This window comes from Microbacterium sp. LjRoot205 (genome assembly GCF_056175745.1).
The window spans coordinates 133,609-152,405 of sequence record NZ_JBGFFH010000004.1 but is presented as its reverse complement, the minus strand read 5'-3'; the positions used below and the strand labels follow the sequence as shown (position 1 = coordinate 152,405).

Sequence of the window (18,797 nt, the reverse complement as noted above, 5' to 3'; positions counted from 1 at the left end):
CCTCAGCGGGTGTCTGTCGTCCTCGTTAGGCTGACAGGGTGACGGACTCCGCAAAGCCTACCCTCATGGTCGTAGACGGCCATTCGCTCGCCTATCGTGCCTTCTTCGCCCTGCCGGTCGAGAACTTCACGACCAAAGACAATCAGCACACGAACGCCATCTACGGCTTCCTGTCGATGCTGGTCAACCTCATCAAGGCCGAGCAGCCGACGCACATGGCGATCGCTTTCGACACTTCGCGCCACTCGTTCCGCACGGATGTCTACCCGGAGTACAAGGCGACCCGCTCCGAGTCCCCGCAGGAGTTCAAGGGGCAGATCCCGCTCCTGCAGGACTGTCTCGCCGCGATGTCCATCCCGGTGCTCACCAAAGAGGGAGTCGAAGCCGACGATATCCTCGCGACGCTCGCGGCGCAGGGAGCGGAGCAGGGATACGACGTGCTGGTGGTCTCGGGAGACCGCGACACGATCCAGCTGGTCACCGACGACGTCACGCTGTTGTACCCGTCGGTGCAGGGCGTCTCGCAGCTCAAGAGGTACGACCCGGTGACCGTGCAGGAGCGCTACGGGGTCCGACCCGAGCAGTACCCCGACATCGCGGCTCTCGTCGGCGAGACGAGCGACAACCTTCCCGGTGTGCCCAAGGTGGGCGAGAAGACGGCCGTGAAGTGGCTGACCCAGTTCGGCTCGCTCGACGACCTGCTCGAGCGCTCAGACGAGATCAAGGGCGTCGTGGGCGGCAATCTGCGCGATCACATCGAAGACGTGCGTCGCAACCGCCGCCTCAACCGACTGCTGCGTGACGTCGAACTTCCTGTCGCGCCTGACGACCTCGCCGTCGCACCGATCGATGCCCAGGCAGTGCGAGACATCTTCGCCCGCCTCGAGTTCCGCACCCTGCTGCCTCGCGTCTTCGAGGCCGTCGGCGCCGGCGAAGTCGCCGATGATCCGACGACGACAGTGGTGCTGCCCGAGCCGACCGAGGTCACCGCGGCGGACTTTGTCAGCTGGGCCGGGGCGCAGACCGACGACGTCGCCGTGCGGATCGTCGTGCAGGGCGGGGCTCCGACGAGACTCGGTGCCGCCTCCGGGGACGAGCTCCGTGAACTCGACTGGAACGACGAGGTCGTCGAAGTCCTGCGGCCGTGGCTCGAGTCCGCGAGCCCCAAAGTGCTCCATGACGCGAAGCCCCAGGTGAAGGCTCTGCTCCGCCTGGGGGTGCGAATGAGCGGCCTGGCCTATGACACGAGTCTGGCGGGATGGCTGCTGCGCCCGAGCTTCCCTGACAAGACGCTCGGCGACCTCGTCGAGCGCTACCTCGGCGAGAAGCTGCCGGAGGCAGACCCGACGCAGCTCGTTCCGGAGACCGAGGGCGCAACTCCCTCGCAGGAGGCCTGGTTCGCGCTCCGTGTCGCCGCCGCGCTGCGTGAGGACATTCCCGAATCCGTCGCCGCCGTGCTCACCGACATCGAGCTCCCGACGCTGCTGACCCTGGCCGACATGGAGGTCGCCGGTGTCGCGGTGTCGCACGACGTGTTGTCGACCTTCTCCGGCGAGCTGGCGACGCGCGCCGAGGGTCTCGCTCAGGAGGCGTTCGGCATCGTCGGTCGCGAGTTCAATCTCGGCTCTCCGAAGCAGCTCCAGGAGGTGCTGTTCGACGACCTGCAGCTGCCCAAGACTCGCAAGACGAAGACCGGGTACTCGACGGATGCCGCAGTGCTCGCCGACCTGCAGGAGTCCCACCCGCATCCGTTCCTGGGCCTGCTGCTGCAGCACCGCGAGGCGACGAAGCTGCGCCAGATCATCGAGTCGCTCGACACCGCCATCCAGGACGATCACCGCGTGCACACGACGTACGTGCAGACCGGCAGCCAGACCGGACGCCTGTCGAGCACCGATCCGAACCTCCAGAACATCCCGGTGCGCACCGAGGAATCACGTCGCATCCGCAGCGCCTTCCAGGTGGGAGAGGGCTACGAGTCTCTGCTCACCGCCGACTACTCCCAGATCGAGATGCGGATCATGGCACATCTCTCGGGCGACGAAGGTCTCATCGAGGCGTTCAACAGCGGTGAGGACCTGCATCGGTTCGTCGGTGCGCGGGTGTTCGGTGTCGAGCCGAGCGACGTGACCTCGGCGATGCGCACGAAGGTGAAGGCGATGTCGTACGGGCTCGTCTACGGCCTGTCGGCGTTCGGGCTGTCGAAGCAGCTCCGCATCGAGCAGTCCGAGGCGAAGCAGCTGATGGTCGAGTACTTCGCTCGGTTCGGAGCGGTTCGCGACTACCTGCGGGCATCCGTCATGAAGGCCAAGGAGGTCGGCTACACCGAGACCATCTTCGGCCGCCGCCGCCCGTTCCCCGACCTTGCGAGCCCGAACCGCGTGCTTCGCGAGAACGCCGAGCGCGCAGCGCTCAACGCCCCGATCCAGGGAAGCGCGGCGGACATCATGAAGATCGCACTCCTGCACATCCACGAGGACCTGAGGTCAGAAGGTCTCAGCTCGCGCGCACTGCTGCAGATCCACGACGAACTCGTCGTCGAAGTGGCACCGGGGGAGTGGGATGCGGCGGAGCGGATCGTGCGGACCCGCATGGGCGACGCAGCGGACCTCACCGTGCCTCTCGACGTTCAGGTCGGCCGCGGACACGACTGGAACGAGGCCGCGCACTGAGGCTGGCCGACGCGTCGTGACTTCCACGGTGCAGAGCACGGCTGCGCGGCACACCGATATCGTGCGCCGGGGGTGCGGGGCTACGCTGGAGGGATGACTTCAGCTCCCCGCACCCCGTCTGCCATCGACAAAGTCGCCGATGAGTGGGTCGACACCATTGCGGTGCTCGCCCCGACGCTCGGCACCTACATCGGCAGAGACGAGGTCAACGACCGTTTCGGCGATCTGAGCCCCGAGGGGCACGAGCAGATCGCATCTGCAACGCGATCGACGCTCGCGAAGCTGCAGGCACTCGACCCGGTCGACGCGATCGACGAAGTCACGAAGACCGATCTCTCGGCAGAGCTCAGCCTGGATCTCGAGCTGCACGACGCGAAGTGGCACCTGCGAGACCTGAACGTCATCGCTTCAGCGCCGCAGGACGTGCGGTCGGCCTTCGATCTGATGCCGACGGCCACAGCGGACGACTGGAGCGTCATCGCGACGCGTCTCGCCGCGGTGCCCGACGCGCTCCGCGGATACACCGAGACGCTCCGCGCGGGCATCGCCGCCGGAGTCACCCCCGCTCGGCGCCAGGTGGTGGAGGTCGCCACGCAGATCGACCGCTACACGGCCGACGACGGGTTCTTCGCCGCATTCGTGGCCGAAGCGACTCCTCAAGAGGGCAACCTCCCCGCATCCCTCGCTCGCACTCTGGCCGACAACTCCGCTGCGGCGCGGGTCGCGTACGACGAACTTCGCAGCTTCCTGGCCGAGGAGCTCGCTCCCGTCGCGACGGAGGTCGATGCCGTCGGACGAGAGCTCTATGCGCTGAACTCCCGTCGCTTCCTCGGTGCCACGATCGACCTCGATGAGACCTACGACTGGGGCCGCGAGGAACTGGCCCGCATGGTCGCCGAACAGACCGCGATCGCGAACGAGATCCTCCCCGGCGCCTCGGTCGAAGAGGCCGTCGCCCACCTCGAGGCCGATCCCGCTCGCAAGCTCGTCGGAACAGACGCTCTCCAGAAGTGGATGCAGGAGACGAGCGACCGCGCCGTCGCAGAGCTCGGCGCCACGCACTTCGACATCCCCGAGGCGATTCGCACTCTCGAATGCATGATCGCGCCGACGCAAGAGGGCGGCATCTACTACACCGGTCCGACCGGCGACTTCTCGCGTCCGGGCCGCATGTGGTGGTCGGTTCCCGAGGGCGTCACCGAGTTCGACACATGGCGCGAACTGACGACGGTCTATCACGAGGGCGTCCCGGGGCATCACCTGCAGATCGCGCAGGCCGTCTACAACCGCACCGAGCTCAACTCGTGGCGGCGACTGCTTGCCGGCACCTCGGGCCATGCAGAGGGTTGGGCGCTGTACGCCGAGCGTCTGATGCAGCAACTCGGCTACCTCGACGATCCGGCCGACCGATTGGGCATGCTCGACGGCCAGCGGATGCGCGCGGCCCGTGTCGTGCTCGACATCGGAGTGCACCTCGGCAAGCCGCGTCTCGATGGCGACGGCACCTGGGACGCCGACTACGCACTCGACTTCATGCGCAAGAACGTGAACATGTCCGATCAGTTCGTGCAGTTCGAGGTCAACCGCTATCTCGGCTGGCCGGGCCAGGCGCCCTCCTACAAGGTGGGTCAGCGCATCTGGGAGCAGGTGCGAGACGCGTATCAGGCAGAGCGGGGCGCGGACTTCGATGTGAAGGACTTCCACAAGCGTGCTCTCGACATGGGCGGGGTCGGACTCGACACACTCCGAACCGCGCTTCTGTCGCGCTGAGGGAATGCGCCGACCGGATCCGCTGTTCATTCAGCTGAATAGAAAGGGCTGACATGAGCATCGAGTTCGGGCTGGACACCTTCGGCGACATCACGAGAGGCGACGACGGCGAGCTGCTCACCGGCGCGCAGACGATCCGCAACATCGTCGAGCAGGCGGAGCGCGCCGACAGCGTCGGTGTCGACTTCTTCGGCGTGGGGGAGCACCACCGCACGGAGTTCGCCGTGTCGGCACCGGAGATGGTGCTCGCCACCATCGCAGGTCGCACGAAGAGCATCCGTCTCGGAACCGCCGTCACCGTGCTGTCCTCGGATGACCCTGTGCGCGTGTTCGAACGCTTCTCCACCCTCGATGCCCTCTCGAACGGACGAGCCGAGGTCGTGCTCGGCCGGGGCTCTTTCATCGAGTCCTTCCCGCTCTTCGGCTACGATCTCCGCGACTACGACGCCCTCTTCGAGCAGAAGCTCGAACTCTTCGTCGAACTCCTCAAAGAGCAACCGGTGACCTGGTCGGGATCGATGCGCGCCTCGCTCGAGAACGCGAACGTCTTCCCGAAGACGGAGAACGGTCTGCGCACCTGGGTCGGGGTGGGCGGCAGCCCTGAGTCCGTCGTGAGGGTGGCACGTCACGGTCTCGGTCTCATGCTCGCGATCATCGGAGGCCCTGCCGGTCGCTTCCGTCAGTTCGTGGATCTCTACCACCGTTCGGTGGCATCCTTCGGCACGACCTCGCACCCGATCGCCGTGCACTCGCCGGGCCACATCGCAGACACCGATGAGGAGGCATGGGAGGCCGCGTACTCCGGGTTCGAGGCGATGAACAACACCATCGGTCGCGAGCGCGGATGGCCCCCGTACAGCCGGGCACGCTTCCAGAACGACGTGGGACCTGCGGGAGCTCTGTATGTCGGCTCGCCCGATCGGGTCGCGGCCAAGATCGCCGACACCGTCACGACGCTCGGACTCGGCCGCTTCGACTTGAAGTACGCCACCGGCACGCTGTCTCACGACGCGATGATGCGCAGCATCGAGCTCTACGGCTCAGAGGTCATCCCTCGGGTACGTCGGCTGCTCGCCGACCGCGACTGACGCACGTGCTCGGCGGCGCGCGCGTCACATCTACGATGTAGCCATGGCCAACACCGCGCTGCCGAGCCGGGCGTCGATCGCCGGACGTCTCGATGAGCTCCCGTTCACGCGCCGTCACCTGCGTCTTCTCACCGGCTCAGGCGTCGGCTGGGCTCTGGACGCGATGGACGTCGGACTCATCTCGTTCATCCTCGCGGCTCTCACCCAGCAGTGGGGTCTGACGAAGACGGATGCCGGATGGATCGCATCGGTCGGCTTCATCGGAATGGCGATCGGCGCGACCCTCGGCGGCCTCCTCGCCGACAGGCTCGGGCGGCGCCAGGTCTTCGCATTGACGCTGCTGATCTACGGCGTCGCCACGGGCGCGAGCGCACTCGTGAGCGGTCTCGCCGCGCTCCTCTTGCTGCGGTTCCTCGTCGGACTGGGTCTCGGCGCCGAGCTTCCCGTCGCTTCCACGTATGTGAGCGAGTTCGCGCCCGCTCGCATCCGAGGCCGGCTCATCGTCGTCCTCGAGGCCTTCTGGGCGCTGGGGTGGACGGCGGCAGCCCTGATCGGGTTCTTCGTGATCCCCGCATCCGACGACGGCTGGCGCTGGGCTTTCGCACTCGGCGCGATCCCCGCCGTCTACGCCCTGATCGTCCGGTGGGGGCTCCCGGAGTCGCCGCGATGGCTCGCCTCGCGCGGCCGCATCGCCGAGGCCGATCGGATCGTGGCGACCTTCGAGGCTGACGCGGGTGTCGAACCGGCGCCTGCGATCAGGAGAGAGCCGGCGTCGCGCGCGATCGCCGTCACAACCCGCGCGCGATTGACCACGCTGTGGAACGCGGAGTTCCGGGTTCGCACCATGTGCCTCTGGCTCGTCTGGCTCTGCGTGAACTTCGCGTACTACGGCGCGTTCATCTGGATCCCCAGCATCCTGGTCGATGCGGGATTCGATCTCGTACGGTCCTTCGGGTTCACGCTCATCATCACTCTCGCTCAGCTGCCCGGATATGCGGTCGCCGCGTGGCTGATCGAGGTGTGGGGCAGGCGCACGACGCTCTCGGTCTTCCTCGTCGGCTCGGCGGTGTCGGCTGTCTTCTTCGGGACATCGACGACCGAGACCGCCATCATCGCCTCGGGCATGGCCCTCTCGTTCTTCAACCTCGGCGCCTGGGGCGCGCTGTACGCCGTGACTCCCGAGATCTACCCGACCTCGTTGCGGGGCACAGGAGCGGGCTGGGCGGCGGGAGTGGGCCGCATCGCGTCGATCGTCGCTCCGCTCGCCGTGCCCATCGTGCTCGTCGCGGGCGGGGCGCCGGTGCTGTTCGCGGTGTTCGGCGCGTGCTTCATCGTTGCGGCAGGAGCGGCCTGGGGCTTGGTCGATCGCGGGGGAATGGCGCTCGACGACCGGTGAACGCCTCAGTGTCCGTGCGCGGGAATAGGCTGTCGAGGTGACAGAAGTACGTTATGTGGCCATCGGAGATTCCTTCACCGAGGGAGTGGGTGATGATCTCCCCGACGGCCGTGAGCGAGGGTGGGCGGACCTCGTGGCTCAGGGATGGGCCGATGCCGCCGGACACCCGATCAGCTACGCGAACCTCGCGATCCGCGGCAAGCTCGCCTGGCCGATCGTCGAGCAGCAGCTCGAACCCGCGCTCGCGCTGCGTCCGACGCATCTGTCGTTCAACGGCGGAGGAAACGACATGCTCCGACCGAGGACCGACCTCGAGCACATCGCCGACGCGTTCAGTCGGGTTCTGCGCCGGTGTGACGAAGAGGGCGTCACCCTGATCCTGCTCTCCGGGGCGAATCCGAGTGGTCAGCTTCCGATGGGGTCGCTCGTGCAACGGCGCGGCGACCTGCTCTCCGACGCGGTGCTGCGCCGGGTGGAGGGTCGCGACGACGTCGTGCGGGCACTCAACTGGCCAGACCGAGAACTCGCCGATGCGAAGTACTGGTCTGCGGACCGGCTCCACATGAACTCCGCCGGTCACCATCGTGTCGCCGCGCGAGTGCTCCACGGCCTGGGGTTCGAGCCGCCGTCGACGTGGTGGTCTCCGACCGCTCTCACCGCAGGTGGCCCGGCCGGTCTCGCCTACTACCGTGAGTTCGTCGGCCCCTGGGTCCGACGGCGCGTCACACGCACCTCTTCCGGAGACGGCCGCGCCGCGAAGTACCCGGACTGKGTCGAGAGGGTTCCGCACGCGTGACCGACATCGAGATGCGCCGCATCACAGGAGGCTCGGTCACTCTGCATGATGCGCGTCGCAAGGTCGAGCGCACCGTCGCGGTCGAGGACTTCGAGATCGGCGTGTTCCCGATCACCGAGGAGCAGCTCGCGGAGATCCTCCCCATCGCATCACGGCATCCGCGGCGTCCTGCAGTCGACGTGAGCTGGCTCCGGGCGATCCATTTCTGCAATGCCGCCTCCGAATGGGAGGGGCTCGATCCGGTCTATCGCTTCGACGGCGAAGACGTCAGCTGGGATGCGACAGGTGACGGGTATCGGCTGCCCACTGAGGCCGAATGGGAGTACGCCTGCAGGGCGGGCTCGGTCGGTCCTCATTACGCGCCGCTCGCCGACGCCGCCTGGACGAGCGCCGATGCGGTCTCCTCTCCTCAGGATGTCGGTGGCAAGCTGCCGAACCTGCACGGCCTCTTCGACACTCTCGGCAACGTCTGGGAGTGGTGCTGGGATCTTCTGGATCCGGCCCGCTACGACGACTATCGGGTGTTCCGAGGCGGCGGATTCGCCGACGACTCCTGGAGCGTCCGGGCGTCGGTGCGCCGCGGGGGAGGACCCCGCATGCATCACGAGGACGTCGGCATGCGTGTCGCCCGAGGAGGCTTCGACTCATCGGATGACGCCCAGGGCTGGTCAGCGCGAGCAGATCGCGAGCGTGCAGCGGTCGACGGCCCCGTGCCCTTCGGATGGACACCGATGAGGCGACCGGGGCGCTGACATCACCCTCGGTCGATCAGCTTCACCATGTAGTGGTCGGGGTCGGCCGACGGTGCGAAGCCGTATTGTGCGTACAGACCGCCGGCAGTGCTGGTGGCGAGCATGATGCGCTTGACGGTCGAGGATTCGCGGAGATCCTCCAGCACCCCCTCGACCAGCATCCGCCCGATTCCGTGTCCTCGGGCCTTCTCGTCGACGAACACATCGCACAGCCACGCGAAGGTGACTCCATCGGTCACGACGCGGGCGTACCCGACCTGCCGGTCAGCGTCGTCGCGGATCGAGTAGTTGCGTGACGCGTCTATCGCGGCATCCTGGGTCGCGCGGCTGCGGCCCTTCGCCCAGTACGACTCCTCGCTCAGCCATCGGTGCACCAGGTCGCGATCGATCAGGGCGCGGTCGTTCGAGAAGGTGAAGCTCGTGGGCATGAGCCTCATCCTAGAAGCAGTCAGCGTCGCCTCTCGGGATCCAAGCCCATCCTGATGCGTGTGCGCTTGCGCTCGATCAGGATGAAGGTGACGCCGAGGATCCAGAGCGGGATGGGCATGAGGAACGCGACCCGGAATGCCTCGAGTGAGTAGGTCTCCGGCGTTCCCGCCCCTTGCAGGTCGAGAGCGAGCCCGATGAGGAAGATCGCGATCAGAGCAGCGATGAACCCGCCCGCATTCGTCACTCCGGTCGCGGTGCTCAGGCGGTGCGAGGGATTGTGCGTGCGTGCGTGGTCGAAGGCGATCATGCTCGCCGGGCCTCCCGTCGCGAGAGCCACGGCGAGAAGGTAGAGCAGCCAGAGCGGAGCCGGCTCGGGCAGAGCGAGGACGGCCACCCATGCGACGACCTGCACACCGACGGCAGGCAGGACGAGTGCGAGCGAGCGCTGGTTGGGCAGACGACGAGAGAGGTCGCCGATGATGGGACCCAGCGCCATTCCGGCCACCACATACACCGAGATGATCCCCGCGGCGTGCGCGGTGTCGAGTCCCTGAGCCGCGGTGAGGAACGGCATTCCCCACAGCAGGATGAAGGCGGTGCCGGCGAACGGCGTCGTGAAGTGCGACCAGAACGCGAGACGCGTGCCGGGGTGGGCCCAGGCCGCGCGGATGCCGACGCCCGTATCGATGGCCGAGGTGACGACGCGGATAACGCCCGTGTCGGTGTCGATCGTCACGTCAGCGCCGCGCTCGGCGGGGTGATTGCGGATGACGAGCGCGACGAGGATCGTGAACAGGACGCCGAGTCCCGCGATGCTGCCGAAGGTGACCGTCCACGTGGTCAAGTGCAGAAGAGCTGCGAGCGGTACGAGTGCGATCAACTGGCCCGCCTGACCGATGATGCCGGTGAACTGCACCATGATCGGTCCCCGCTGCGCCGGGAACCAGGTCGCCACCAATCGCAGCACGGCGGGGAAGATCGCCGCGTCACCTGCGCCGAGAAGAATGCGGGCGAAGATCGCGATCCCGATGCCGGGGGAGAGGGCCATCGTGAGCTGACCCGCTGCCATGAGCAGCATGCCGATCGTCATGATGGGGCGGGAACCGAAGCGGTCGAGCAGGATTCCGATGGGGATCTGCATCCCGCCGTAGACGGCGAGCTGCACCACGGCGAACAGCGCGAGGGTCGACGCATCGGCCTGGAACCGATCAGCGGCCTCCACGCCGACGGCGCCGAGCGACGTGCGGTTGGTGATGGCGAGAACGTAGGCTGCGACACCCACGCCCCAGATGAGCCAGGCCCTCCAACCCGGGGTGGTCACGGGGGAGCGGGGAACCTGTTGCACTCCTCCCACGGTACTCCTCGTGGGAGAGTCTCCCGACGCGAGGACACTCGAGCAGAGGGTGCCGGATGTCCGACGCTCTCGCTACCGTGGCCGCATGACACCTGTACCCGTGCACCACTCCATCAACTACGTCGAGCTCGTCGTCAATGATCTCGAGACGGCGAAGCGGTTCTACCGAGACGCGTTCGGCTGGGTCTTCGTGGACTACGGTCCCGCCTACGCGGGTATCGCCTCGCTGACCGGAGACGGCACGGAGGTGGGCGGTCTGCTTCTCTCCGACCAGGGGCGTCCGCCCGGCGGGCCGCTCGTGCTGCTGTACTCCGACGATCTCGACGCCACACAGAAGTCGATCACCGACGCGGGCGGCGCAGTGGTCCAGGGGCCGTACGAGTTCCCCGGTGGACGGCGACTGCACTTCATCGACCCGAGTGGCAACGAGCTCGGGGTCTGGGCTGCGCGGTGACGCCAGAATGAGTGTGTGACGTCTCATCCTCATCATCATCCTCCGTATGACGAACTCCGTCGGTCGCTCCGCGTCCGTGCATCGACGTGGGATGACGCTGACACGACCGCGGTGAGTGAACTCGTCCGCACGTATCTGCTGCAGACCGAGGCGGAGAAGGTCGAGTATGCCGAGGCATCGCCTGCAGGGCTGGCAGCGTTGCCGCCGAGTTACGAGCGCGAGGTGTCCGATCCGGTCGCCGCCTACGCGGACTGCACCACTCTGCTCGCAATGACCGAGCAGGGGCCCGTCGGTGTGGTGATCGTACGGGTCGATGGGGGAGAGGCCGAGATCAAGCGACTCTGGGCAGATCCGAACCTCCGTGGACGTGGTCTCGGATCCGCGTTGCTGGATGCTGCACTGGCGCTGACAACAGGACGCGTCCGGCTGTCCGTCTGGGAGTGGCGGGCGCCGGCGATCAGGCTCTACGAATCGCGCGGTTTCGAACGCGTCGCGTCGTGGGACGACCGAGAGGGGCTCATCTGCATGGAGAGACCCGCAGAAACTTTGCCCTTGCGCTAACTGTTCCCGTGATCAATACTTATCTTCATGGCTAACGATCAGGACGAGAACGCGGTTTTCCTTGCTCTCGCGGATCCGACTCGCCGCGAGGTCGTTCGCACACTAGGTCGCGGCCCGGCGAGCGTGGGCGAGCTCGCGCAGCCCTTCGCGATGACGCTTCCGTCGTTCATGAAGCACATCCACGCGTTGGAGGACAGCGGACTCATCCGCACATCCAAGAGCGGTCGCGTGCGCACCTGCACACTCGATCGCGACCGCCTCGCGGTCGTGGGGCACTGGCTCGACGAGCAACGGCGAGTCTGGGAAGACCGCACTGACCGCCTTGACGCCCTGATGGCCGATCCGGAGGAGAACCGATGACCCGCACCGCACTCGACCCGCGACTCGACCTGACTCTCGAGACGGCGCTGCCTGCGACCCCCACCGCCGTCGATCCGACGCACGGGGGCTCTGAATGACTCACCAAGTCGACATCGTCGAGCATGATGCCCTGTCCGAATCGCAATCGGCGGCACTGAGAGAACTCTTCGATCGTGAGTACCGAGCGGAGCATGGAGAGTGGAACCCCGATCGCCCGTACGGGTATTCGCCCGCAGATGTGCACGCGATCGTGTTCCGTGGCACCATCGCTGTCGCGCACGTCGGGTTTCAACGGCGCCTCATACGCGTCGGCGCACGCGAGGTCGCGGTCGCCGGAACCGGGGGAGTCCTCGTCCATCCAGACTCGCGCTCCGACGGACTCGGTCGCCTCGTGATGTCGCACGCGCAGCAGGCGATGCGCGACGACGATCGTGTGAGTTTCGGCTACCTCGGGTGCCGAGAGGAGGTCGTGCCGTTCTACGAGCGCACCGGCTGGTCACGGGTGAACGCCGTAGAACGTCATGTCTCGATGATCGACTCGAACGAGACGGTGACATCTTCGGCGGGGCCGATACTCGTCTTCTCGGCCGGCTCGGGCGCTGACGCAGATCTATGGCCGGAGGGTGACATCGACCTGCGAGGCACTCCATGGTGACCGTAACGAGGCGGACACGTGTTCCACAGCCAGATGCAGCCCGCAGACAGCCGGCTCCGTTGCGGGGCGCGCTCGGAGGCGCCTTCACCGCTGCGGGCGCGGGTTTGGTCGTGACAGCTATGGGAGTGTGACTGGCTTCGACACCGCGGGTCCATAAGCGACGGGGAGGCCGATTCTGACGTGTTCTGACATAATGTGCATTATCGGCGTTACTACGTTGCCGCGATCGGAGCGGTCGATAGGCTCGTGACGTGAACGGAAGCAACGTCGAGATCGACTGGGAAGCGGCGCGAAACGCCAACCGACAGAACTGGGATGATCGCGTCCCGTTGCACGAAGCRGCATACGGTCTGGACGCGTACGACGAGCCGACTCACATCAGCGACGTCGTGAGCGACGACCTGCCGGTGCTCAACCGTTTCGCGCGCGGCGGAACGCTCGCGGAATTGGACGTGTGCCACCTCCAGTGCCACATCGGCACGGACACGATCTCCTTGGCGCGTGCCGGGGCGATCGTGACCGGCGTCGATTTCTCGGAGCCGGCGCTGCAAGCCGCAGAGGCACTCGCGAACCGCGTCGGGGTCTCGGCCACGTGGGTCCAGACCGACGTCCTCGATGCGAGCAACGTGGTGTCAGGCGACTTCGACATCGTCTACACGAGCATCGCGACGATCTGCTGGCTCGAGGATCTCGACCGATGGGCGGCCCAGATCGTCGCTCTGCTGCGTCCGGGTGGGACGTTCTTCATCCGCGACGGCCATCCTGCGCTGCTGGCTCTCGACGAGGGCGCCCAAGAACTCACGACCCGCTACCCGTACTTCGGCGACGGCCGTGCGCAGCAATGGGACGACGAGTCGACCTACGCCGGAGACGGCAAGGTCGCTCACCCGCGCACCTACGAGTGGCCGCACCCCCTCTCCGAGATCCTCGGATCGCTGTTGAGAGCCGGTCTCCGCCTCCTGCACTTCGATGAGGGACGAACACTTCCCTGGCAGTTCAGCCCGCGGATGGTCGAGGTGTCCGGCGGCTACGCGTGGCCAGAGGCGGAACGGAACCTCATCCCCTGCACCTTCACCATCGTCGCGCGCCGGGACTGAGGCAGGCCCCTCCCCTACGCGCCGACGTATTCCGCCAGGTGCTCCCCCGTGACCGTCGATTTGGCCGCGACGAGATCCGCCGGGCTTCCCTCGAAGACGACCCGACCTCCGTCATGGCCCGCGCCCGGTCCGATGTCGATGATCCAGTCGGCGTGAGCCATCACCGCCTGGTGGTGCTCGATCACGATGACGGTCTTGCCGGATTCGACGAGTCGATCGAGAAGGCCGAGGATGTTCTGGACGTCCGCGAGGTGCAGGCCCGTGGTCGGTTCGTCGAGCACGTACGTGTCGCCCTTCTCCCCCATCTGGATGGCCAGCTTGATGCGCTGACGCTCGCCGCCCGACAGCGTCGACAACGGCTGCCCGAGGGAGAGATACCCCAGACCGACGTCTTCGAGGCGACCGAGGATCGTGGCGGCGGCGGGCAGCTTCGCGTCCCCTTCGGAGAAGAACACCCTCGCCTCGGCGACAGGCAGATCCAGCACCTCGGTGATGTCCTTGCCTGCGAGCTTGTACTCGAGGACGGCAGCCTGGAACCGCTTGCCGCCGCAGTCCTCGCACGGCGTCTCGATCGTGTCCATGAACCCGAGCTCGGTGATGATCACCCCGGCGCCCTTGCATGTCGGGCACGCTCCTTCGGAGTTCGCACTGAACAGCGCGGGCTTGACGCCGTTGGCTTTCGCGAACGCCTTCCGAATGGGCTCGAGCATGCCGGTGTATGTGGCGGGGTTGCTCCGTCGTGATCCCTTGATCGCCCCCTGGTCGATCGCGACGACGCCCTCGAGCTTCGACACCGATCCGTGGATCAGCGAGCTCTTGCCCGAACCGGCGACCCCGGTGACCACAGTGAGAATGCCGGTGGGGATGTCGACGTCGACGTCCTGCAGGTTGTTGGCGTTGGCACCGCGGATCTCGATCGCACCGGTGCTGCTGCGCACCGATTCCTTGAGCACTGCTCGATCGTCGAGATGATCACCCGTGCGCGTGCCACTGGCCTTCAAGCCTTCTACGGTTCCCTCGAAGCAGATCTCGCCTCCCGCGCTTCCCGCGCCGGGACCGAGGTCGACCACATGATCACCGATCACGATGGTCTCGGGCTTGTGCTCCACGACCAGCACCGTGTTGCCCTTGTCGCGCAGGCGCAGAAGCAGCGTGTTCATGCGCTGGATGTCATGCGGATGCAGGCCGATGGTCGGCTCGTCGAACACATAGGTGACGTCGGTGAGAGACGACCCCAGATGGCGCAGCATCTTGATGCGCTGCGCCTCTCCGCCGGACAACGTACCTGAGGGCCGTTCGAGGCTCAGGTACCCCAGGCCGAGCGTGACGAATGCGTCGAGGTTGGCACGCAGCGCCTCGAGGAGCGGAGCTGCGCCAGGGAGCTCCAGACCGCGCACCCATTCGGCCAGATCCGTGACCTGCATGCGGCACGCATCCGCGATGCTGATGCCGTCGATCTTCGACGACCGAGCACCCTCGGTGAGACGGGTGCCGTCGCACTCCGGGCAGGTCGCGAACGTCGCCACGCGCTCGACGAAGGCGCGGATGTGCGGCTGCAGGGCGTCGAGGTCCTTCGACAGCATCGACTTCGTGATCTTGGGGATGAGCCCCTCGTAGGTCATGTTGATTCCCGAGATCTTGACCTTGGTGACCTCGCCGTAGAGGAACAGGTGGCGCTGCTTCTCGGTGAACTCGGCGACCGGCTTGTCGGCCGGGTAGAACCCCGACGCGGAGAAGCCCTTCACCATCCAGCCGTCCGCGGTGTACCCCGGGACCATGATGGCCCCCTCGTCGAGGGACTTCGACTCGTCGACGATCTGAGTGAGGTCGAGGTCGGACACCGCTCCCCTGCCCTCGCACCGAGGGCACATGCCACCGAGGTAGATCGCGTCCTTGACGATCTTCTTCTCGCCCCCCGGACCTGTCATCACCCCGCTGGCCCTCTGGGTGGGGATGTTGAAGGAGAAGGCTGTGGGGCCCCCGATGTAGGGCTGACCCAGTTTGCTGAAGAGGATCCGCAGCATCGCGTTCGCATCGGTGACCGTGCCGACCGTCGACCGCGGATTCGCCCCGAGGCGCTCCTGATCGACGATGATCGAGGTCGTGAGTCCCTCGAGCACATCGACGTCGGGGCGAGGCACCGACGGCATGAATCCCTGCACGAACGCACTGTAGGTCTCATCGATCATGCGCCGGGACTCGGCGGCGATCGTGTCGAAGACCAGCGAGCTCTTGCCCGACCCCGAGACGCCGGTGAACACGGTGAGACGACGCTTGGGGATGTCGACGCTCACTTCTTTCAGATTGTTCTCGCGCGCACCCTGCACGCGGATGATGTCGTGGCCGTCAGCGGGGTGCGTCGTCATGAGGATCCTCGAGTAGCGACCGGGGTCAGCCGGCCTGGTTGATTCGGAGAAGGTTGCCCGCAGGGTCGCGGAACGCGCAGTCGCGCACGCCGTACGGCTGGTCCATGGGCTCCTGGACCACGTCCGCGCCGCTCTCGACGAGCCGCTCGAACACGGCATCGAGATCGTCGCTCGCAAGCGTCAGCGCGCCGTAGCTGCCCTTGGCGATGAGTTCGAGGATCGTCTGTCGCTCGGCGTCGGTGATCCCGGGGTCTGTGGCCGGCGGGTGCAGCACGATCGACGTCTCCGGTTGCCCTTGCGGACCGACCGTGAGCCATCGGAGACCGTCGTAGCCGACGTCGTTGCGCACCTCGAACCCGAGGGCGTCACGATAGAAGCCGAGGGCCGCATCGGCGTCGGTGTGCGGAAGGAATGCGTAGTGGATGCTGATTCTCATGGGATTCACGTTAGGTGCGCGCCCGTGCGCGGCGCTTCTTGATTCCTGATCGGTCTGATCACGTGCTTCGCCTGGAAGGTGGGGATGCCGTCGACATCCGCTGCGCGCTCACGATACACGCGGGGTGAGACACCGACGAGCTCGGTGAATCGTGTGCTGAAGGTGCCGAGCGATGAGCACCCCACCTCGAAGCACACCTCGGTGACGCTGAGGTCGCCGCGGCGCAGCAATGCCATGGCCCGCTCGATCCGCCGCGTCATCAGATAGGAGTACGGCGATTCGCCGTAGGTCTCCTTGAACTGCCTGCTCAGATGCCCCGCCGACATGTGCGCGCCGCGCGCCAGAGCCTCGACATCGAGAGGCGTCGCATACTCGCGATCGATGCGATCCCGCACTCTGCGCATCACGACGAGCTCGCGGAGCCGCGCATCGTCGTCCGGGGTCACCCCCCGATTTTCGCATGACCTCGCGTAACAGCGTGTGAACGTCCGCGACATATCGATGTCGACCTCCCCCCATCCCGCCCCGGACAGCGCTACTCTGTGACCATCCCTCACAGGATTTTCTCAGAAAGGGGTCCCCAACCATGTCTGATCCACTCGCAACCGAAGCGAAGTCACTGTTCAAGTCCATTCGCGTGGTGCTGGCGGTCTCGGGCGCCATCGCCCTCATCGCCGGCATCGTCCTGCTCGTCTGGCCGCTCAAGTCCGCCGTGATCGTCACAGGCATCTTCGCCACTTACCTCGTGATCGCAGGTCTCGTCTACATAGGACTGGGCATCTTCTCCAAGGTCAAGGGCGGATGGGCTCGAGTCGGCCACATCGTGCTGGGCCTCGTCTACATCGTCGCCGGCGTGATCGCGTTCGCGAACCTCGGAGTCGCCGCGGCGACCCTCGCGCTCGTCGTCGTCATCTTCATCGGCATCAGCTGGATCGTCGACGGAGTGGTGGCGCTGTCCCTCCTCGGACAGGACGGCTCGCGGGTCTGGACGCTGCTCTACGCACTGCTCAGCATCATCGCCGGTATCGTCGTGCTCTTCTCCCCGCTGTACGCGGCGGCGGTGCTCTGGCTGGTGCTCGGCATCTCGCTCGTCGTTCTCGGAATCGTGCAGATCGTCCGCGCGATCACCCTCGGCAAGGACGCGAAGGAGTTCGTGGCCTCGGCGAAGGCCGACTCCGCGATCTGACTCGCCTCCAACAGAGAGAGCCCCGTCCATCCGGACGGGGCTCTCTCTGTTGGAGTCAGAGACTCACTCGGCCTCGAAGGCGCTGACGTCGCCGACCAACCGGGTGTTGTCTGCGGGAACGGCGTCGACTGCCGCACGTGCGATCTCCGCCGCGAACTCCGACACGTTGTAGAGCTTGCCTGCGGACTCGCGGCGCTCGGCGATCGCGCCGGGGTTGGCGCGCTCGAGCAGCGTCGCCGTGATGGTGCCCTCGATCATGTCGCCGGAGACGACGGTGAACCCGATGCCCTTCTCGGCGAGACCGGGGATGCGCTCGCGGAGCGCATCCTCACCTGCACGCTTCGACAGCGCGACCGGCTCGTACTCCGGCATCGTCGGCGTGGTGCGGATGAAGTGGGCCTGGTGGCTCGTCACGAAGACGACCCGCGACCCATCGCCGAGCAGAGGGGCAGCGGCGTCGAGGACGTTCAGCTGCGCGTCGCGGTTGAGCGTCAGCGCGTAGTCCTCAGCCATCCCGGATTCCATGCCCCCTGATGCGTTCAGCACGAGCACATCGAGGCGACCGAACTCGGCCTTCACCGCATCGAACATCTCGCCGACCGACGAGGGGTCGGTGAGGTCGGCGCCGACGACGAGCACGCGTCGCCCCAGCTCGCGCAGCTGAGCGGCGAGCTTCTCGGCGCGCGGCGCCTTGTTGCGGAAGTTGATGACCACGTCGGCCCCCGCCTCGGCGAGGTAGCGCACGGTGTCCGCCCCGATTCCTCGAGACGAGCCGGTGACGAGGGCGACCTTGCCCTCGAGAGAACCTGCGGGAAGAACGTCGGTCACGGTGACTCCTCTGATGCGTGAATCGCCGTGATGACACGGCGCTTTCAGACTATCAAGCCGGCCCCTTCGAACCGGGAACCGGCTCGTGCCGCGTGATAGGTTGACCGCAAAGGAGGCCGCATGGACAACTTCGCGACATTCGTACAGTTCATCGACCAATGGGCATGGATCGGGTGGCTGATCCTGATCGCCATCTTCCTCGTGATCGAGATGCTCACTCTCGACTTCACCTTCCTGATGCTGAGCTTCGGCAGCGCAGTCGGCCTCGTCACCGATTTCCTCGGCATCCCGGTGTGGGTCCAGGTGCTGATCGCCGCGGCGGCGGCCGCACTGTTCATCCTCTTCCTGCGTCCGCCGCTGATCAAGCGTCTGCATCGCGGCGAAGACCCGACCAAGTCCAACGTCGAGGCCCTGCTGAATCTGCGAGGCACGGCCCTGCAGGACATCACCCAGATCTCCGGACAGGTGAAGCTGAGCAACGGCGACACCTGGACCGCCCGCACCGCAGGTGCCGTGCCGATCCCCCAGGGCTCACCGATCGCAGTGATCGCGATCAACGGCGCGACCGCGACCGTCCGTCCCGTCAACGACTAGGAG

19 protein-coding genes are annotated in these 18,797 nt (G+C 66.4%); 13 read left to right on the top strand and 6 right to left on the bottom strand.

The features are described 5' to 3' along the window. Nucleotides 1–38 precede the first annotated feature (38 nt). From polA to AC04ME_RS10795, 6 genes are all read left to right on the top strand, one after another. On the top strand, nt 39–2,672 hold the full coding sequence (polA, locus tag AC04ME_RS10820; protein WP_475434928.1) for a DNA polymerase I: 2,634 nt from the start codon (nt 39–41) through the stop codon (nt 2,670–2,672). A 93-nt stretch (nt 2,673–2,765) separates the two neighbouring features. Further along, nucleotides 2,766–4,442, top strand: coding sequence for a DUF885 domain-containing protein (locus tag AC04ME_RS10815; protein ID WP_475434926.1), 1,677 nt, complete (start codon nt 2,766–2,768; stop codon nt 4,440–4,442). A gap of 53 nt (nt 4,443–4,495) precedes the next feature. Then, a complete protein-coding gene (locus AC04ME_RS10810; protein ID WP_309688551.1) occupies nt 4,496–5,530 on the top strand; it encodes an LLM class flavin-dependent oxidoreductase in 1,035 nt (344 codons plus the stop codon). Nucleotides 5,531–5,573: 43 nt separating this feature from the next. Next, complete coding sequence (locus tag AC04ME_RS10805; protein ID WP_475434924.1) at nt 5,574–6,926, top strand: MFS transporter; 1,353 nt, start codon at nt 5,574–5,576, stop codon at nt 6,924–6,926. 37 nt (nt 6,927–6,963) lie between these two features. Continuing rightward, nucleotides 6,964–7,722 carry an SGNH/GDSL hydrolase family protein gene (locus AC04ME_RS10800; RefSeq protein WP_475434922.1) on the top strand — a complete coding sequence of 253 codons (759 nt, stop codon included), beginning with the start codon at nt 6,964–6,966 and terminating at the stop codon, nt 7,720–7,722. A gap of 11 nt (nt 7,723–7,733) precedes the next feature. Further along, nucleotides 7,734–8,474 carry a formylglycine-generating enzyme family protein gene (locus tag AC04ME_RS10795; RefSeq protein WP_475435049.1) on the top strand — a complete coding sequence of 247 codons (741 nt, stop codon included), beginning with the start codon at nt 7,734–7,736 and terminating at the stop codon, nt 8,472–8,474. 2 nt (nt 8,475–8,476) lie between these two features. On the opposite strand, the gene AC04ME_RS10790 is transcribed toward AC04ME_RS10795, so the two are convergent. Both AC04ME_RS10790 and AC04ME_RS10785 read right to left on the bottom strand, forming a co-directional pair. Continuing rightward, nucleotides 8,477–8,902 (bottom strand): GNAT family N-acetyltransferase, encoded by a 426-nt coding sequence (locus AC04ME_RS10790; protein ID WP_079112791.1) that lies wholly within the window; start codon nt 8,900–8,902, stop codon nt 8,477–8,479. 20 nt (nt 8,903–8,922) lie between these two features. Continuing rightward, complete coding sequence (locus AC04ME_RS10785; RefSeq protein WP_475434919.1) at nt 8,923–10,248, bottom strand: MFS transporter; 1,326 nt, start codon at nt 10,246–10,248, stop codon at nt 8,923–8,925. 94 nt (nt 10,249–10,342) lie between these two features. On the opposite strand from AC04ME_RS10785, the gene AC04ME_RS10780 reads away from it, so the two are divergent. The 5 genes from AC04ME_RS10780 (at nt 10,343) to AC04ME_RS10760 (ending at nt 13,384) form a co-directional block, all read left to right on the top strand. Beyond that, nucleotides 10,343–10,711, top strand: coding sequence for a VOC family protein (locus tag AC04ME_RS10780; protein ID WP_042536660.1), 369 nt, complete (start codon nt 10,343–10,345; stop codon nt 10,709–10,711). Between the two features lie 111 nt (nt 10,712–10,822). Beyond that, nucleotides 10,823–11,272 (top strand): GNAT family N-acetyltransferase, encoded by a 450-nt coding sequence (locus tag AC04ME_RS10775; RefSeq protein WP_475434917.1) that lies wholly within the window; start codon nt 10,823–10,825, stop codon nt 11,270–11,272. Between the two features lie 27 nt (nt 11,273–11,299). After that, nucleotides 11,300–11,632, top strand: coding sequence for an ArsR/SmtB family transcription factor (locus AC04ME_RS10770; RefSeq protein ID WP_079112789.1), 333 nt, complete (start codon nt 11,300–11,302; stop codon nt 11,630–11,632). Nucleotides 11,633–11,726: 94 nt separating this feature from the next. Next, on the top strand, nt 11,727–12,287 hold the full coding sequence (locus AC04ME_RS10765; protein WP_475434915.1) for a GNAT family N-acetyltransferase: 561 nt from the start codon (nt 11,727–11,729) through the stop codon (nt 12,285–12,287). Nucleotides 12,288–12,538: 251 nt separating this feature from the next. Further along, complete coding sequence (locus AC04ME_RS10760) at nt 12,539–13,384, top strand: class I SAM-dependent methyltransferase (RefSeq protein ID WP_475434913.1); 846 nt, start codon at nt 12,539–12,541, stop codon at nt 13,382–13,384. A 14-nt stretch (nt 13,385–13,398) separates the two neighbouring features. On the opposite strand, the gene AC04ME_RS10755 is transcribed toward AC04ME_RS10760, so the two are convergent. From AC04ME_RS10755 to AC04ME_RS10745, 3 genes are read right to left on the bottom strand one after another with little or no spacing between them, the layout of a single operon-like run. Continuing rightward, on the bottom strand, nt 13,399–15,750 hold the full coding sequence (locus AC04ME_RS10755; RefSeq protein ID WP_475434911.1) for an ATP-binding cassette domain-containing protein: 2,352 nt from the start codon (nt 15,748–15,750) through the stop codon (nt 13,399–13,401). A 25-nt stretch (nt 15,751–15,775) separates the two neighbouring features. Then, nucleotides 15,776–16,186 (bottom strand): VOC family protein, encoded by a 411-nt coding sequence (locus AC04ME_RS10750; protein ID WP_079113976.1) that lies wholly within the window; start codon nt 16,184–16,186, stop codon nt 15,776–15,778. 5 nt (nt 16,187–16,191) lie between these two features. After that, a complete protein-coding gene (locus AC04ME_RS10745) occupies nt 16,192–16,590 on the bottom strand; it encodes a helix-turn-helix transcriptional regulator (protein WP_228385702.1) in 399 nt (132 codons plus the stop codon). Nucleotides 16,591–16,772: 182 nt separating this feature from the next. On the opposite strand from AC04ME_RS10745, the gene AC04ME_RS10740 reads away from it, so the two are divergent. Then, the gene (locus AC04ME_RS10740) at nt 16,773–17,372 is read left to right on the top strand and encodes an HdeD family acid-resistance protein (protein WP_309688469.1); all 600 of its coding nucleotides are present in this window, start codon (nt 16,773–16,775) and stop codon (nt 17,370–17,372) included. Between the two features lie 63 nt (nt 17,373–17,435). Here AC04ME_RS10740 and AC04ME_RS10735 read toward each other — a convergent pair whose 3' ends face one another. After that, nucleotides 17,436–18,200 (bottom strand): SDR family oxidoreductase, encoded by a 765-nt coding sequence (locus AC04ME_RS10735; protein ID WP_042536668.1) that lies wholly within the window; start codon nt 18,198–18,200, stop codon nt 17,436–17,438. A gap of 120 nt (nt 18,201–18,320) precedes the next feature. Here AC04ME_RS10735 and AC04ME_RS10730 point away from each other — a divergent pair, with 120 nt between their 5' ends. Beyond that, nucleotides 18,321–18,794 carry an NfeD family protein gene (locus AC04ME_RS10730; RefSeq protein ID WP_056376841.1) on the top strand — a complete coding sequence of 158 codons (474 nt, stop codon included), beginning with the start codon at nt 18,321–18,323 and terminating at the stop codon, nt 18,792–18,794. The last annotated feature ends 3 nt before the right edge of the window (nt 18,795–18,797 follow it).

Coding starts and splice junctions, on each gene's coding strand:
- AC04ME_RS10815 (WP_475434926.1), top strand. CDS start 2,766: ATGACTTCAGCTCCCCGCACCCCGTCTGCCATCGACAAAGTCGCCGAT.
- AC04ME_RS10810 (WP_309688551.1), top strand. CDS start 4,496: ATGAGCATCGAGTTCGGGCTGGACACCTTCGGCGACATCACGAGAGGC.
- AC04ME_RS10805 (WP_475434924.1), top strand. CDS start 5,574: ATGGCCAACACCGCGCTGCCGAGCCGGGCGTCGATCGCCGGACGTCTC.
- AC04ME_RS10795 (WP_475435049.1), top strand. CDS start 7,734: ATGCGCCGCATCACAGGAGGCTCGGTCACTCTGCATGATGCGCGTCGC.
- AC04ME_RS10790 (WP_079112791.1), bottom strand. CDS start 8,902: ATGCCCACGAGCTTCACCTTCTCGAACGACCGCGCCCTGATCGATCGC.
- AC04ME_RS10780 (WP_042536660.1), top strand. CDS start 10,343: ATGACACCTGTACCCGTGCACCACTCCATCAACTACGTCGAGCTCGTC.
- AC04ME_RS10770 (WP_079112789.1), top strand. CDS start 11,300: ATGGCTAACGATCAGGACGAGAACGCGGTTTTCCTTGCTCTCGCGGAT.
- AC04ME_RS10765 (WP_475434915.1), top strand. CDS start 11,727: ATGACTCACCAAGTCGACATCGTCGAGCATGATGCCCTGTCCGAATCG.
- AC04ME_RS10755 (WP_475434911.1), bottom strand. CDS start 15,750: ATGACGACGCACCCCGCTGACGGCCACGACATCATCCGCGTGCAGGGT.
- AC04ME_RS10750 (WP_079113976.1), bottom strand. CDS start 16,186: ATGAGAATCAGCATCCACTACGCATTCCTTCCGCACACCGACGCCGAT.
- AC04ME_RS10745 (WP_228385702.1), bottom strand. CDS start 16,590: ATGCGCAGAGTGCGGGATCGCATCGATCGCGAGTATGCGACGCCTCTC.
- AC04ME_RS10740 (WP_309688469.1), top strand. CDS start 16,773: ATGTCTGATCCACTCGCAACCGAAGCGAAGTCACTGTTCAAGTCCATT.
- AC04ME_RS10730 (WP_056376841.1), top strand. CDS start 18,321: ATGGACAACTTCGCGACATTCGTACAGTTCATCGACCAATGGGCATGG.